The organism is Rhizobium sp. CSW-27, from assembly GCF_018760785.1.
Taxonomy (GTDB): domain Bacteria; phylum Pseudomonadota; class Alphaproteobacteria; order Rhizobiales; family Rhizobiaceae; genus Neorhizobium.
This window is the reverse complement of record NZ_JAHHZO010000011.1, coordinates 32826-46963: the sequence shown is the minus strand read 5'-3', so window position 1 is coordinate 46963 and position 14138 is coordinate 32826. Positions and strand designations below refer to the sequence as shown.

General features: G+C 63.1%; 13 protein-coding genes and 1 tRNA gene. 4 read left to right on the top strand and 10 right to left on the bottom strand.

Translation table 11 applies throughout. The features are described from left to right. Positions 1 to 11 precede the first annotated feature (11 nt). From yidC to rpmH, 3 genes are read right to left on the bottom strand one after another with little or no spacing between them, the layout of a single operon-like run. Positions 12 to 1823, bottom strand: a complete 1812-nt coding sequence (yidC, locus tag KLP42_RS19445) for a membrane protein insertase YidC (RefSeq protein WP_215568614.1) — start codon at positions 1821 to 1823, stop codon at positions 12 to 14. After that, the gene (rnpA, locus tag KLP42_RS19440) at positions 1823 to 2215 is read right to left on the bottom strand and encodes a ribonuclease P protein component (protein WP_215568613.1); all 393 of its coding nucleotides are present in this window, start codon (positions 2213 to 2215) and stop codon (positions 1823 to 1825) included. The genes yidC and rnpA overlap by 1 nt, the downstream gene beginning before the upstream one ends. Before the next feature lie 27 nt (positions 2216 to 2242). Continuing rightward, positions 2243 to 2377 (bottom strand): 50S ribosomal protein L34, encoded by a 135-nt coding sequence (rpmH, locus tag KLP42_RS19435; protein ID WP_142880770.1) that lies wholly within the window; start codon positions 2375 to 2377, stop codon positions 2243 to 2245. Between the two features lie 303 nt (positions 2378 to 2680). Between rpmH and KLP42_RS19430 the strand changes: the two genes are divergently transcribed. The 3 genes from KLP42_RS19430 to KLP42_RS19420 all read left to right on the top strand — a co-directional run bounded on the left by KLP42_RS19430 (position 2681) and on the right by KLP42_RS19420 (position 6611). Next, positions 2681 to 4741, top strand: coding sequence for a methyl-accepting chemotaxis protein (locus KLP42_RS19430; RefSeq protein WP_215568612.1), 2061 nt, complete (start codon positions 2681 to 2683; stop codon positions 4739 to 4741). A 155-nt stretch (positions 4742 to 4896) separates the two neighbouring features. Further along, positions 4897 to 6402 carry an ATP-binding protein gene (locus KLP42_RS19425; RefSeq protein WP_502941322.1) on the top strand — a complete coding sequence of 502 codons (1506 nt, stop codon included), beginning with the start codon at positions 4897 to 4899 and terminating at the stop codon, positions 6400 to 6402. A 132-nt stretch (positions 6403 to 6534) separates the two neighbouring features. Further along, positions 6535 to 6611 (top strand) — tRNA-Arg (locus tag KLP42_RS19420). A 148-nt stretch (positions 6612 to 6759) separates the two neighbouring features. Here the strand turns inward: KLP42_RS19420 and KLP42_RS19415 are convergent. The 6 genes from KLP42_RS19415 to KLP42_RS19390 all read right to left on the bottom strand — a co-directional run bounded on the left by KLP42_RS19415 (position 6760) and on the right by KLP42_RS19390 (position 11759). Next, on the bottom strand, positions 6760 to 7269 hold the full coding sequence (locus KLP42_RS19415) for a flavin reductase (protein ID WP_215568611.1): 510 nt from the start codon (positions 7267 to 7269) through the stop codon (positions 6760 to 6762). A 230-nt stretch (positions 7270 to 7499) separates the two neighbouring features. Then, positions 7500 to 8279, bottom strand: coding sequence for a pyrimidine utilization protein D (rutD, locus tag KLP42_RS19410; RefSeq protein ID WP_215568610.1), 780 nt, complete (start codon positions 8277 to 8279; stop codon positions 7500 to 7502). A gap of 238 nt (positions 8280 to 8517) precedes the next feature. Further along, entirely contained in the window at positions 8518 to 8907 is a 390-nt protein-coding gene (rutC, locus tag KLP42_RS19405; RefSeq protein WP_215568609.1) for a pyrimidine utilization protein C, read from the bottom strand. A gap of 31 nt (positions 8908 to 8938) precedes the next feature. Beyond that, entirely contained in the window at positions 8939 to 9685 is a 747-nt protein-coding gene (gene rutB / locus KLP42_RS19400; RefSeq protein WP_215568608.1) for a pyrimidine utilization protein B, read from the bottom strand. Beyond that, positions 9682 to 10773 carry a pyrimidine utilization protein A gene (gene rutA / locus KLP42_RS19395; RefSeq protein WP_215568607.1) on the bottom strand — a complete coding sequence of 364 codons (1092 nt, stop codon included), beginning with the start codon at positions 10771 to 10773 and terminating at the stop codon, positions 9682 to 9684. Before rutA ends, rutB begins: the two co-directional genes overlap by 4 nt. 263 nt (positions 10774 to 11036) lie before the next feature. Next, on the bottom strand, positions 11037 to 11759 hold the full coding sequence (locus KLP42_RS19390; protein WP_215568606.1) for a Crp/Fnr family transcriptional regulator: 723 nt from the start codon (positions 11757 to 11759) through the stop codon (positions 11037 to 11039). 113 nt (positions 11760 to 11872) lie between these two features. Here KLP42_RS19390 and hemN point away from each other — a divergent pair, with 113 nt between their 5' ends. Then, entirely contained in the window at positions 11873 to 13222 is a 1350-nt protein-coding gene (gene hemN / locus KLP42_RS19385) for an oxygen-independent coproporphyrinogen III oxidase (RefSeq protein ID WP_215568605.1), read from the top strand. A 14-nt stretch (positions 13223 to 13236) separates the two neighbouring features. On the opposite strand, the gene cysQ is transcribed toward hemN, so the two are convergent. Next, positions 13237 to 14019: a 3'(2'),5'-bisphosphate nucleotidase CysQ gene (gene cysQ, locus KLP42_RS19380; protein WP_215568604.1), complete on the bottom strand. Its 783-nt coding sequence runs from the start codon at positions 14017 to 14019 to the stop codon at positions 13237 to 13239. Positions 14020 to 14138: the final 119 nt, after the last annotated feature.

Below are 14138 nucleotides of genomic sequence, written 5' to 3'. Positions count from 1 at the left end.
CAAGGCTCTTGTTACTTGCTGGTGGCCTGTTTTCGCTTGAACAGGCCCTTGAGATTGTCGAACAGCTCGATCTTGACGCCGTGCCGCTTCATGATCAGCGACTGCTGGATGATCGACAGCGTGTTGTTCCAGGCCCAGTAGATCACCAGACCGGCCGGGAAGGAGGCCAGCATGAAGGTGAAGACCAGCGGCATCCAGGTGAAGATCATCGCCTGGGTCGGGTCCGGCGGCGTCGGGTTCATGCGCATCTGCAGGAACATGGTGATGCCCATGATGATCGGCCACACGCCGATCAGAAGCGCATGCGGCACGTCGTAGGGCAGCAGGCCGAACAGGTTGAACAGCGAGGTCGGGTCGGGCGCGGAAAGGTCCTGGATCCAGCCGAAGAACGGTGCATGGCGCATCTCGATGGTGACGTAGATGACCTTGTACAGCGAGAAGAAGATCGGGATCTGCAGGAGCACCGGCCAGCAGCCGGCGATCGGGTTGATCTTCTCTTCCTTGTAGAGCTGCATCATCGCCTGCTGCAGCGCCACGCGGTCGTCGCCGTGCTTGGCCTTCAGTTCCTCCATCTTCGGCTGCACGCGCTTCATGCCGGCCATCGAGGCATACTGCTTGCTGGCGAGCGGGAAGAACAGCGCCTTCACGACGATGGTGGTGCACAGGATCGCCACGCCGAAATTGCCGAAGAAGCGGAAGAAGAAGTCCATCAGCTTGAACATCGGCTTGGTGATGAAATAGAACCATCCCCAGTCGATCAGCAGGTCGAAGCGCGGGATCGAGAGCGACTGCTCGTAGCCGTCCACCAGCGGCACTTCCTTGGCGCCGGCAAACACCATGTTCTTCAACTCGGTCGACTGGCCGGGCTGGATGGTGATCGCATCGGTCTTGTAGTCGGCCTGATAGCGCGGCTGACCGTCTGTGAAGTGCATGAAGCGGGATTCGTAAGGCACCGACTGCGGCGGGATAAGTGTCGTCGCCCAGTACTTGTCGGTGATGCCGAGCCAGCCGCCGGTCGCCTTCGGATTGTTGTAGGCTTCCTTCTCGACGTTCTTGTAGCTTTCTTCCATCAGGCCGCTCGTGGCGCCGATGACGCCGAGGAAGCCTTCGTGGATGACGTAGACGGCCGGATGCTCCGGCTTGTTGTAGCGGGTCACGCGGCCATAGGTGGACAGCGAGACGGGCGCGCCGGTCGGGTTCTCGACCTTGTCCGTCAGGGTCAGCATGTAATGATCGTCGACGCCGATGGTGCGGGTGAAGACGATGCCCTTGTCATTGGTGTAGGTCAGCGTCACCGGGGTCTGCGGCGTCAGCTTGTTGCCGCTTGCCAGCGTCCATACGGTGTTTGGGCCGGGAACGCTGCCGGCATTCTCGCCGGGAATATAGCCGATCTCGGTGAAATAACCGTCGCGCGTGTCGGCCGGCGACAAAAGCGTGATCGTCGGGCTCTTCGGATCGACCGTCTCGCGATATTCGTTAAGATGCAGGTCGTCCAGGCGGGCGCCCGTCAGGTTGATGGAGCCGCTCAGGGCCGGCGTGTCGATGGCGACGCGCGGCGTCTTGGCCAGCGCCTGCTCGCGGGTTGCTGCAGGGGCGGCCTGGGTGGAGCCCGGCAGGTTGCCGGTCACGGTGCCGGCGGCGGTCGATGCCTCACCGGCCGCGGGCGAGGCGCTCTGCGCCTGCTGTGTCTGCACCTGCTGGGCGCGCGCGGCCTCTTCGGCGCGCTGTGCCTCGATCCTCGGGTTCATATAGAGGAACTGCCAGGCCAGGACGATCAGCACCGAAAGCGCAATCGCGATGTAATAGTTACGGTTCTTTTCCATCATGCTTTCCTGGAACGGGTCTCCTCGGACCGCTTGGGTTTCGGTCGGCTCTCCAGGCGTTCGGAAAGCGCCGCCGTGATGTCGGCGAAGGAAGCTGTCAGCACCTCGCGTCGGGCGACAATGACATAGTCATGACCGTCTTTCATTGCAAACCGGGCCGAGTGCCGGACTGCCTCGCGCAGACGCCGGCGCATGCGGTTCCGCTCGACGGCGTTGCCCTGCTTCTTGGTGACCGTAAAGCCGACGCGGGGCGCGCTGTCCGGCTCCTTGCGGTCGAGCACTTCCAGAAGGAAAAGCGGGCCACGCCGCTTCTGTCCCTCCCGGACAGCAAGAAACTGCGGCCGGCTCTTCAGCCGCCCGACAGTCTTGTTTTCATCGTCGGAAGACGACATCGCCCGCGCGTTCCGGGCAGGCCGGCCTTAGGCCGACAGGCTCTTGCGGCCGCGGGCGCGACGGGCGGACAGAACCTTGCGGCCACCCTTGGTTGCCATGCGGGCGCGGAAGCCGTGACGACGCTTGCGAACAAGCTTGGACGGTTGATAGGTACGCTTCATTTATTTTACACCGCGGTGTGCGGCCCTTCTTGGGTTTGTCCCTTGTGGGACAACAGCGTTGATGGAGACGTTGCGGCACAGGAAAGCGCTCGCGCGCGCCTGAAAAGCCGGACGTGGGCGGCTTATAAGAGGACTCCGCCGCAAAAGTCAATCGGCGCGGGGTCGCTCGTTGCCGGCGCCTCATCACGAACCGATCACGAATGATCGTGCAAACATTTCTTAATCAGATGCTGCGAAATTAAGCAGGTCGGAATGGAGTGCCGGTCTGCCTCTTCCGTCGGACGTGTTTTGGAAGGAAACCACATGAGAATTCGGGGCAAGATCAACCTCCTGGTCGGTGTGATGGGGCTGGTCGCGTTGATTGTCGGCGGCACATCACTGTTTGCCATCTCGGAATACAGCCGGCGCATCGCCACCTATCAGTCTGCGGCAGAGCGCGCCCATCTGGGTGAGAGCCTGAACCGGATCGTGACGGCGGTGGTGATGGATGCGCGCGGCATCTATGCCTCGAAGACGGCGGCCGAGACCGAGAAGTTCGGTCCGGGCCTGATGAAGAGCCTCGACCAGATGGACAAGCTGCTGGCCGAATGGCAGCCGATGATCCCCGAGCAGCAGAAGCCTGCCTTCGAGGCCGTCGTCAAGCGCGCCAAGGAGTTCCGCGCCTTCCGTTCGGAGACTGTGCGCCTCGGCAAGGAGGTCGGTCCCGAAGCCGCCAACGAGCAGGGCAACAACGAGGGCAACCGCAAGAACCGCAAGGACTTCCAGGCCGAGATCGATGCCGTCGTCGCCCAGGACAAGGCCGAGCTGGAAACGGTGCAGGCCGGGCTTCATCAGTTCGGCAGGCTGCTGTTTTACGCGATCGGTTCCTTCACGCTTGCCGGTGTCGCCATCGGCGCCGCCTTCGGCCTCATCATGGCCCGCCGTTCGCTGAGCGATCCGATCCTGGCGCTGACGGAATCGATGCGGAAACTGGCCGGCGGCAATTACGGCACCGATATTCCCTCCCTCGGCCGTGCGGACGAAATCGGCGACATGGCCGCAGCCGTGCAGATCTTCAAGCAGAACGGCATCGAGGTTAACCGGATGAATGCGCAGGAGCGCGACATGCGGGTTCAGAACGACGACCTGCAGGCCCGGATGGCCGAGGTCGTTGCCGCTGCCGCCGAAGGCGATTTCACCCGCCGCATCGACAAGCATTTCGGCGATCCCTCGCTCGATCGCTTCGCCACCAATGTCGACCAGCTCCTGTCGTCGGTCGATACCGGCCTGCGGCAGACGGGCGAGGTGCTGCAGCGGCTGGCCGGCGGCGATCTGACGCAGAGCATGAACGGCGATTTCCGCGGCGCCTTCGCCCGGCTGCAGCTCAACGTGAATGACGCGATCGCGAATCTTCGCCGCACGCTCACCGAAATCCGTGCGACCGCGGGCGACATGAACGGCAATAGCGAGGAACTGCGCGCGGCCGCCGATGACCTGTCCAAGCGCACCGAGCAGCAGGCGGCAGCGCTCGAGGAGACCTCGGCGGCGCTCGACGAGATCACTGCAGTCGTGAAGTCCTCCACCGAACGGGCGCAGGAGGCAAGCAGCATGGTGACCGAGGCCAAGCAGAGTGCCGCCCAGTCTGCCGTGGTCGTCCGCGACGCGATCTCGGCGATGGAGCGCATCGAGCAGGCCTCGCACGAGATCAGCCAGATCATCAACGTCATCGACGAGATTGCCTTCCAGACCAACCTTCTGGCACTCAATGCCGGCGTCGAGGCGGCACGCGCCGGCGAGGCGGGCAAGGGCTTTGCGGTTGTCGCGCAGGAAGTGCGTGAACTGGCCCAGCGCTCGGCCAATGCCGCCAAGGACATCAAGGCGCTCATCACCAAGTCCGGCGACGAGGTTGCCGGCGGCGTGAAGCTGGTTCAGAAAACCGGCCAGGCGCTGAACGAGATCGAACGGCGTGTGCTCGGGATCAACGACCACATTCATTCCATCGCGACGGCCGCCCGCGAGCAGGCGACGGGCCTGCAGGAGGTCAATACCGCCGTCAACCAGATGGATCAGGTCACGCAGCGCAATGCGGCAATGGTGGAGGAAACGTCCGCGGCAACCCACCGGCTGTCGCAGCAGGCCAATGGGCTCTTCACGCTGATCTCCCGCTTCAACATCGGAACGGAAGCGGTCGAGCGTCCGATGCATGCCTCCGCCGGGCCGGGACAGCCGCGCGCTTCCGTGCCGCGGGTCGCCGACGAGCGCGCGGCGCCCAAGGCTTCGCCTGCCCGGCGCATGATGGGCACGCTTGCCCGCACCTTCTCGGCGCCCGCCGCCACGGCTGCCGTTGCCGTCGCCCCGTCCGGGGAGAACTGGGAAGAGTTCTGAGCGTGACCCGCAGCGCCCGTGCGGCTTGGACAGTGCTGAAAGACCCTGATGCCCGAGGACTGGAAAAAGTTCCCGGGCATCATTATTATGCAGGCAGATGAACGCGTCGTGCAGCTGCGTGGGGGCGCTGGCGTGCAACAGGAACGGAGATCCGCATGATGAAACAGGCGGAGGCTTCCGCCCCGCTGGGATCGCGCCCGGAGGACGAGGCGGATCTGCCCCTTCAGCCGATGCCGAGGCGTTTTCACGGTCTCTCCGGCCGCCTGTTGTGGCTGACCGTGATCTTCGTCATGTTCGCCGAGGTGCTGATCTTCGTGCCCTCCATCTCGATCATGCGGACCACCTGGCTGCGCGACCGGCTCGACACCGCCGCTGCCGCCGGCATCGTCATCGATGGGCTGCAGCCGGCCGAACTGCCGCGTGAGGTGCAGGACGATACGCTGCTGGCGACCGGTACCAAGGTTCTGGCGCTGCGCAAGGACGGCACCTCCCGGCTGCTGGCCGCCATCGACGTGCCGCCGCAGGTGGACGAGCAGTATGATCTTGCCAGCGAGACCATGCCGGAGGCCATGCAGCATGCGCTGGACACGCTGCTGTTCGGTGGCGACAAGGTGATGCGCGTCTATGGCCCGATCGGTGAGACGGACATGATCATCGAACTGGTGATGACCGACACGGCGCTGCGCAAGGCGATGATTTCCTTTTCCAAGCTGATGTTCGGCATTTCCCTGCTGATCTCGCTGGTAACGGCCGTACTGATCTATCTGGCGATCAACCGCATGATGATCGGGCCGATCCGTCGCCTGACGCATGGCATGCAGGTGTTTTCCGAGCGGCCCGAGGATCCCGAGCGGATTTTCCGTCCGGCGCGCGCCAAGGGAGAGCTGGACGTCGCGGGGCGACACCTTGCGGCCATGCAGCGTCAGCTGCAGCGCACGCTCCGGCAGCAGAAGAACCTCGCCGATCTCGGGCTTGCCGTCTCCAAGATCAATCACGACATGCGCAACATCCTCGCTTCTGCGCAACTGATGTCCGACCGTCTGGTGGATGTGGAAGATCCCATGGTGCGCAGCTTCGCGCCGAAGCTGCTGCGCACGATCGACCGGGCCGTCGGCTATACCAGCGAGGTGCTGGCCTATGGCCAGGCCTCCGAGGCGGCGCCGAAGCGTCGCCTGCTGCGGCTGACCGATCTCTGCCAGGATGTGCGCGACATTCTGGCCATCGATCCGGAGGCGGGAATCGAATTCATCGAGCAGATCGCGCCGGAACTTGAGGTGGATGCCGACAGCGAGCAACTGTTCCGGGTCATCCATAATCTGTGCCGCAATGCAATGCAGGCGCTGGTGCAGGCCGGCAGGACTGCGGAGGACCAGCCGCGCCGCATCCTCCTCAGCGCCCAGCGCATCGGCAGTGTCGTGAGCATCACCGTCGATGACAACGGCCCAGGCATGCCACAGAAGGCGCGCGAGAACCTGTTCACCGCCTTTCGCGGCTCCGCCCGCTCGGGCGGAACCGGCCTCGGACTTGCCATTGCCCGCGAGCTTGTGCTGGCACATGGCGGCACGATTGCGCTGGTCGAAAAGCCCGGTCCGGGCACGCAATTTCGCATCGAAATTCCCGACAGGCCGGTGGCGATCGAGGAGTATCGCGTGCGCGCCTGAAAATTAGTGTTTAAAATCAGTTCGTTGGAAACTTATTGCAATAAAATGACAGGCCGGCCGGCAAAATCGCTTGCAATCCAAATCGAACCGCTTTAGAGGATCGCCATCGCCGACGGACAGTCGGTGAGGCAAGCACCCGTAGCTCAGCTGGATAGAGCACCAGACTACGAATCTGGGGGTCAGGAGTTCGAATCTCTTCGGGTGCGCCACTTTACTTTCCCTGACATTGTGACGACGAGTTGGCGCGAGAGCAGGTATTTAGCTTCTTGCAATTGTTTGCTGCGCTGCAGCAACAACGATAAAAAGCCGCAACGCGTCGCGTTGCGGCTCCTTTCCTTGAATGACAGTGTCGCCCGATCAGACCGTGCGGTAGCCGCGGTCGAAGTAGACCAGTGCATCACCGTCGGCGCGGCTGCGGATCGTTTCGACCTCGCAGAACAGAACGTCATGCGTGCTGCCATCCGCCACCGAGCGGATGCGGCAGTCGAAGGAGGCGAGGGCGTCGTCGAGGCGGGGGCAGCCGGTTTCGCCGACCGACCATGAGGCTGCGGCAAAGCGTTCCTCCACCGGCGTCTTGCCACCGAACAGCCGACTCACCTCGACATGATCGGCCGACAGCACGTTGACGCAGACCGCCTGATTGGCCGCGACCGGCCGATAGGCGGAAGAACCGCGGTTGAGGCAGACGATGAGGGTCGGCGGATCGTCGGAAACGCTGCAGACGGCAGTGGCGGCGAAGCCGGCCCGGCCGCCCGGTCCGTCGGTGGTGACGATCGTCACGGCCGCAGCCATGCGCGCCATGGCATTGCGATAGGCAAGCCGGCGGTCCTCATCAGTGCTGGTCAGGGGGGCGGGGGCAGCGGACATGCAAAAACTCCAGATGGGATAGAGCAATTCCAGCAGATGCGCGGAGCATTTTGCCTCCGGAATTGCGATCAAACGAAGAGACGGGGCATTTCAGGCGGTTGCGATGGTGCCGGACATGCGCCGGGTGAATGTTTCTACGGTTTCGGAGCGGGCCGGTTCAGCAGGCATCGCAATTCCTGTGCCTGCCGGCAACGGCCCGCCGGTATCGCGGGCGGATCGACTTAGCCTGATCAGCCGGCCGGAGCCAGAAAATCAAGGATGTTCCGGTTGAACGGCTGCGGATAGACGATGTTGACGGCATGCGCACCGCTGTCCGTCAGCGATAGCGTGGCCCTCGGCAGTCCCTCCGCCAGCCGCAGCGAGCGCGTATAGGGCACCAGAAGGTCGTCCCTGCTGGCCACCACCAGAGTCTCGGCCCCAATCTCCGCCAACCGCGCATCCACGTCGAAGGCGCGCAATGCCGCGATGCGCCGGCTGACATTTTCCCTGCCCTGGAAATGCGCGAGGCCATGCGCATCGTCCGCCGCCAGACGCTCGGCATTTTCGCTCATCCACCAGCCGGGATAGAGAAACAGCGGCTGTGCCTTCACGAAGGCTTCCACGCCGGAGCGGTTCAGCAGTTCGAGCCGCACGTCGAAGCAGCGCCCGGAATGCGGGTCGGCCTTGCTCCAGGCATTGACGAGGATAAGCCTGTCAATCAGGTCCGGTCGGCGCAGCGCCAGATCGAGGCCGATCAGGCCACCCAGCGCATGGCCCATGAAATGGAATTTTTCGAGCTTCAGCGCCGCGACGATCTCAAGCACGTCATCCGCCATGGCGGCAATGCCACCTTCTTCCGGAACCGTTCCACCCGTGCGGCCGCAGCCGCGGTGATCATAGGTGATGACGCGGAAGCGCTCCGCCAGCGCTGCGATCTGCGGGGTCCAGTAGGCACCGGATCCGCCGAGCCCGGAGGAGAGCAGGATGGTGGGCGCGTCGGGCGCGGTCAGTCCGTGGATGTCGTAATGCATGGGGTGCTTGCTCTCAGCGGTTCAGGGTGGCACCCCCCTCTGGCCTGCCGGCCATCTCCCCCACAAGGGGGGGAGATCAGCCAAACAATTGCCCGCTTGCCCTCTTATCCATGCTGAACAGTGAGTACGGTCTACACAGAGGACAAAGGAGTATCGAGGCGGTGCTTCCTGCTGATCTCCCCCCCTTGTGGGGGAGATGGCCGGCGGGCCAGAGGGGGGGGCGTTCTCGTTCAGTCGCTCACTTCTTCCCGATATGCGCCACGGTTGCGATCTCCACCAGCGCATCCGGCTTCACCAGACCGCACTGCACGCAGTAGCGGGCGGGTTTGTCGCCGGGGAAATATTCGGCGTAGACCTTGTTGATCGCCTGGTAGTTGGACCAGTCGGTCAGGAAGATGTGGTTCATGGTCACGTCCTCCATGGTGCCACCGGCGGTTTCGATGACCGACTTGATGGTTTCCAGCACGTGGCGGGTCTGGGCGGCGGCGTCGCCCACATGCACCACGTCATTGTTCTTGTCGAAGGGAAGGGTCCCGGACACGTAGAGCACGCCATCGGCAAGGGTGCCGGGCGAATAGGGGGCGATCGGCTTCTGCGTGCCTTCCGGAACAACGATGGTCTTCGGCATTCTCACTCTCTCCGTTGTTGATGGTTGCTGTTCATTCGGCGGCGTCGGCAGGAGCTGCCTGGCTGATCGCGCCGCAGAAATCGTTGACGGTGGATACCCAGCCGAAGAATTTTTCCACGTTGTAGACGGTCGCCTGCTGGATGAAGTCGGGGCCGAGGTGATGCGTTGCATCCTCCAGCATCACCCCGAAATATTCGAGGTGGAAGGCATCGCGCAGCGAGCTTTCGACGCAGACATTGGTGGCAATGCCGACGAAGACGAGGTTGCGGATGCCGCGGGCGCGCAACACGCTGTCCATATTGGTGTTGAAGAAACCGGAATAGCGTGTCTTCGGCACCAGGATGTCGCCGGGCTTGGGCTGCAGTTCGTCGACGATGGCATAGTCCCAGGTGCCCTTGGCGAGAAGCTGGCCCTGCAGTTCGGGGCGCTTGCGCATGGTCTTCAGCGCATTCGACTTGTGCCAGTTGGGCGAGCCGGGGCCGCCCGCCTCGACATAGTCCTTGTCCCAGCCGTTCTGGAAATAGACCACCAGCACGCCGGCGGCGCGTGCCGCGTCCAGCGTCTTCTTGATGTTGGCAATCGTGCCTTTGGCGCCCGAAATGTCGAAGCCGGCGAGATCGACATAGCCGCCTTCGGTCGAATAGGCATTCTGCATGTCGACCACGACGACGGCCGTTTCCGACGGTTTCAGGGTGATCGGCTCTGGGCGTGCCGGAAGCGTGACGCTTTTCGTCAGCTCCGGACGCGGCTGGTAGCCGGCAACAACGGCCTCGCTCATTCGGCGGCCTCCAGCATCTGGTTGACATGGGCGCGGCTCTTCATCAGCGGCTGCACATATTTGCCGAACTTCTCGATACCTTCCAGGAAGTCGTCGAAGGTCAGCATCACGCCGCCGGTGCCGGGCACTTCGCTCATCTCGTCCAGCATGGCCGCCACTTCGGCATAGGAGCCGATCAGGGTGCCCATGTTGATGTTGACGGCCGAAACCGGGTTCGACATGTGGCGCACATTGGTGTCGGAACCGGACTTGGTATCGGCAGCACTCTGCAGGCCGAGCCACTTGATCGCTTCCTCGTCGGCGCCCGCCTTGTAGTGCTCCCATTTGGCAAAAGCGGCTTCGGTCGTTTCTTCGGCGATCACCATCGTCAGCACGAAGGAACGTACGTCGCGACCGGTCTTTTCCGTGGCCGCCAGCAGGCGTTCATTGGTCGGCGCAAAGGCCTTCGGCGTATTGACGCCAACGCCGAAGCAGAAGCTGTAATCGGCAAACTGAGCGGAAAACGCCATGCCGGAATTGGAAGAGCCGGCGCAGATCAGCTTCACATCGCCCTGCGGCACCGGCTTCATGCGGCAATCGTCCATCTGGAAATACTTGCCCTTCAGGTCCGACTGGCCGGTGGTCAGTAACTCCTTCAGAACGGTCGTATACTCGGTGAGATATTCGTAGCGGTCGGCAAAATAGTCGTCGCCGGGCCACAGACCCATCTGGCTGTATTCCGGACGCTGCCAGCCGGTGACGAGGTTGACGCCGAAACGCCCGCCGGAGATGGAATCGATCGTGGTTGCCATGCGGGCAACGATCGCCGGCGGCATCACGAGCGTTGCAGCCGTGCCGAACAGCTTGATCTTCGAGGTGACGGCGGCAAGGCCGGCCATCAGCGTAAAACTTTCCAGGTTGTAGTCCCAGAACTCCGTCTTGCCGCCGAAGCCGCGCAGCTTGATCATCGACAGTGCGAAGTCGAAGCCGTATTGCTCCGCCTTCAGCGTGATCGCCTTGTTGAGCTCGAAGCTCGGCTTGTATTGCGGGGCATTTTCCGACAGCAGCCACCCATTGTTGCCGATCGGAATGAAGACGCCAATTTCCATTGTGTTGCTCCCTCTGAGGTGGGGCGGCGAGGCCCCGTTCTGTCAGAAGAAAAGCAATCGGCGTGCCAGCTTGATAAATGTCAATTCAATCAAGGGCTTGCAAAATCGGCCTCGGAAAAATTTATCAAAAGGTCAAAAATTTACCGGATGATCAATAAAATTTGGGCGTCCTGCTCGCGCCGTAAGCGACAGGCTGGCGCTTTTTTGATCTTCGTCAGGGTGGGGTGAAAAATTAAGCGTCATCCTGCGCCTGCCGGCCGGTGTCAGCCGCAGCGGGCCTGCAGCTTGGCAAGGCTCAGCACCTCGATGTGCCGGTTGGCGGTGATGGCGATGATGCCGTCCTTCTTCAGGCGGGAGAACTGGCGCGAGACGGTCTCGATGGTCAGGCCGAGATAATCGGCAATGTCGAGCCGCGACATCGGCAGGTCGAAGATCCGCCGCTCGCCGGTGGCATCCGGATCGAGATGGGTTGCGATCAGCAGCAAGAGGCTTGCTACCTTTTCCGCCGCCGTCTTGCGGCCGAGCGTCACCATCCAGTCGCGCGCCTCGTCCAGTTCGCGCAGCGCCTGTTCCATCAGCCGCTTGCGCAGTGCCGGGTTGCGGTCGATCAGCCGTTCCAGCGTGGCACGCGGCACGCGGCAGACTTCGACATCGGAGGCGGCCTCCGCCGTCATCGGGCTTTCGCTGGCATAGAGCCGGCCGACGAGATCCGGCGCGAACTGCAGGCCGACGATCTGCTGGCGTCCATCCTCCAGCGTCTTCGACAGCTTCACCACGCCGCGCATGATGTTGTCATAGGCTTCCACATGCGTGCTTTCGCCGACCAGTTCCTCGCCCGAGGGATGTTCGATCTGGCGCGTGTGACGCGACAGCAGAGTCAGCTCGTCGGGGTTCAGGGCGCCGCACATGCCTTTGTGGCGCACCTCGCAGGCCTTGCAGAGGCTCGGAATTTCGCAGCTGTGAATGTCGTGGCGGCTGATGTCCATGGCGTCTCACCTTCCTGAGTGTCTGTGTGCCGGACTTCCGCCGGGGCAAAATTGATCTTGATCAAGGTCGGGTCGAAATTCCCTTCCTAGTTTGGCTTTGAAAGGAAGGGATCATGCAGCCAGAACTTCTCCGTCGTTATTCGGCCCCCGTGCCCCGTTATACGAGCTATCCCACCGCGCCGCATTTTCATGATGGCGTCGATGCCGAAACCTATGCCGGATGGCTCTCGGGGGAGGAGGACGACACGCCGCTGTCGCTCTATCTCCACATTCCCTTCTGCGATCGTCTGTGCTGGTATTGCGGCTGTCACACCAAGCAGGTGCGCCGCTATGATCCGGTGGCGACCTATGTGGACGCGCTGATTGCCGAGATTGCGCTGGTTGCCCACTGCCTGCCGCGTCGCCGCACGGTCAGTGCCATCCATTTCGGCGGCGGCTCTCCGACGATCCTGTCCACCGCGGATCTGGCCCGGCTGCGTCAGGTGCTGGAGCGGCATTTCGATCTGGAGAGCACGCTGGAGGTCAGCGTGGAGATCGATCCGGGTTATGTCGATGCCATCAAGCTGGCCGCCTGGCGCGATTTCGGCATGACGCGGGCGAGCGTCGGCGTGCAGGATTTCGATACTGCCGTGCAGACGGCGATCAACCGTCCGCAAAGCTTCCGCCAGACCGAACGGGTGGTCAGCCTGCTCAGGGAACTCGGCATCGGCGGCATCAATCTCGACGTGGTCTACGGCCTGCCGCACCAGACGCGCGACAGCCTTGCAAAGACGCTCGACATGGCGCTTTCCATGCAGCCCGACCGTTTCGCCATCTTCGGCTATGCCCATGTGCCGTGGATGAAGAAGCATCAGACGCTGATCGATGAAAAGGCACTGGCCGGCATCGAAGAGCGTTTTGCAATGGTGGGCCTGATCGGCGACAGGCTGCAGGCGGCCGGCTATCTCGCCGTCGGCATCGATCATTTCGCGCGTCCTGGCGACAGTCTTGCCCGCGCGCAGGAACAGGGGGCGGTCAAGCGCAACTTCCAGGGCTATACCACCGACCGCGCACCGGCGCTGATCGGCTTCGGCGCCTCGGCCATCGGGCGGGTGGATGCCGGTTATGTGCAGAACATCGTCGCGACCAGCGAATACATGCGTCATGTGCATGAGGGGCGCCTGCCGGTGGCCCGTGGCTTTGGCCTCAGCGATATCGACCGCGTCGTGGGCGATGCCATCGAGGCGCTGATGTGCTCTTACGGCTTTTCGGTGCATGATTTAAAGCAGCGCCACGGACCGGTGGCCGAACATGTCCAGGCTGAAGCCGCCCGCATTCACCAGCAGGACACCGACGGCTTTATCCTCTTCGACGGGGACCGTTTCCAGGTGCTGCCGCAAGGCCAGATGTTCGTGCGCACTATCGCCTCCCGCTTCGACGAATATTTCGGTCGCGGCACCGCGCGGCATTCCGTGGCTGTCTGAGGCGGGCTTCCGCCTCAGACTTCGCGGCGACCCCAGGCCATGAAGGCCGGATTGGCGAAATCCGCCATGTCCGGCCGCTGGCGCTTGCCATAGATCAGCGGCGTTGCGTCGATTTGAAGCGTGACGCCGCCCGCTGCCCGCAATACGGCATCGCCCGCCGCCGTATCCCATTCCATGGTGCGGCCGAAGCGTGGATAGACATCCGCCAAGCCCTCGGCCAGCAGCCCGAATTTCAGGGACGAGCCGATATTGCGGCACTCCCGCACGCCAAGCTGCTGCAGGCAGGCTGCCGTTTCCGGGTCCTGATGCGAGCGGCTGGCCAGCGCGACGGGTGGCGTTGCGACCGCGCGGACGGCAATCGGCCGGCGGTCGATGGTTTGCAGCGCCTCGTCCAGCGTCAGTTTCTCCGCGCCGTCGGCGCCGCCGAGATAGGTGATCCCCAGCACGGGGGCATGCACCACGCCGGCCACCGGCACGCCGTTTTCGATGAGCGCGATGTTGACGGTGAATTCGCCGTTGCGGCTGATGAACTCGCGCGTGCCGTCGAGCGGATCGATCAAGAGGAAGCGCCCGCCGGAGACATCCGGCACACGGCCCGCCGCCACTTCTTCCTCCGCAACCACCGGAATGTCGGGCAGATGGCGGGCGAGCAGGGCGAGGATTGTCTCCTCGGCGCGAATATCGGCTTCCGTCACCGGGGTCGCATCCGGCTTGGTCTCCACCGCGCAGCCGCGGGCATAGACCTCAAGGATGACGCGTCCGGCCGCATGGGCCGCTTCTTCGAAAATCGTCAGCATGGCATGTCCCTTATTCCGCTTCCCTGATGCGGTATCGGGACGGAAAAAGCAAATGCACCGGCTTGCGGGCGAAGCCATGCGGCGCAATATGGGCGCCGTCGCACCATCTGCGGCTGAAG

Bases quoted from the DNA above. Each gene is read 5' to 3' on its own strand.
- rutD (WP_215568610.1), bottom strand. From the start codon at position 8,279: ATGCATTACGACATCCACGGACTGACCGCGCCCGACGCGCCCACCATC.
- cysQ (WP_215568604.1), bottom strand. From the start codon at position 14,019: ATGCTGACGATTTTCGAAGAAGCGGCCCATGCGGCCGGACGCGTCATC.
- KLP42_RS19415 (WP_215568611.1), bottom strand. From the start codon at position 7,269: ATGTCCGCTGCCCCCGCCCCCCTGACCAGCACTGATGAGGACCGCCGG.
- KLP42_RS19390 (WP_215568606.1), bottom strand. From the start codon at position 11,759: ATGGACATCAGCCGCCACGACATTCACAGCTGCGAAATTCCGAGCCTC.
- rpmH (WP_142880770.1), bottom strand. From the start codon at position 2,377: ATGAAGCGTACCTATCAACCGTCCAAGCTTGTTCGCAAGCGTCGTCAC.
- hemN (WP_215568605.1), top strand. From the start codon at position 11,873: ATGCAGCCAGAACTTCTCCGTCGTTATTCGGCCCCCGTGCCCCGTTAT.
- rnpA (WP_215568613.1), bottom strand. From the start codon at position 2,215: ATGTCGTCTTCCGACGATGAAAACAAGACTGTCGGGCGGCTGAAGAGC.
- rutC (WP_215568609.1), bottom strand. From the start codon at position 8,907: ATGCCGAAGACCATCGTTGTTCCGGAAGGCACGCAGAAGCCGATCGCC.
- rutA (WP_215568607.1), bottom strand. From the start codon at position 10,773: ATGGAAATTGGCGTCTTCATTCCGATCGGCAACAATGGGTGGCTGCTG.
- KLP42_RS19430 (WP_215568612.1), top strand. From the start codon at position 2,681: ATGAGAATTCGGGGCAAGATCAACCTCCTGGTCGGTGTGATGGGGCTG.
- KLP42_RS19425 (WP_502941322.1), top strand. From the start codon at position 4,897: ATGATGAAACAGGCGGAGGCTTCCGCCCCGCTGGGATCGCGCCCGGAG.
- yidC (WP_215568614.1), bottom strand. From the start codon at position 1,823: ATGGAAAAGAACCGTAACTATTACATCGCGATTGCGCTTTCGGTGCTG.
- rutB (WP_215568608.1), bottom strand. From the start codon at position 9,685: ATGAGCGAGGCCGTTGTTGCCGGCTACCAGCCGCGTCCGGAGCTGACG.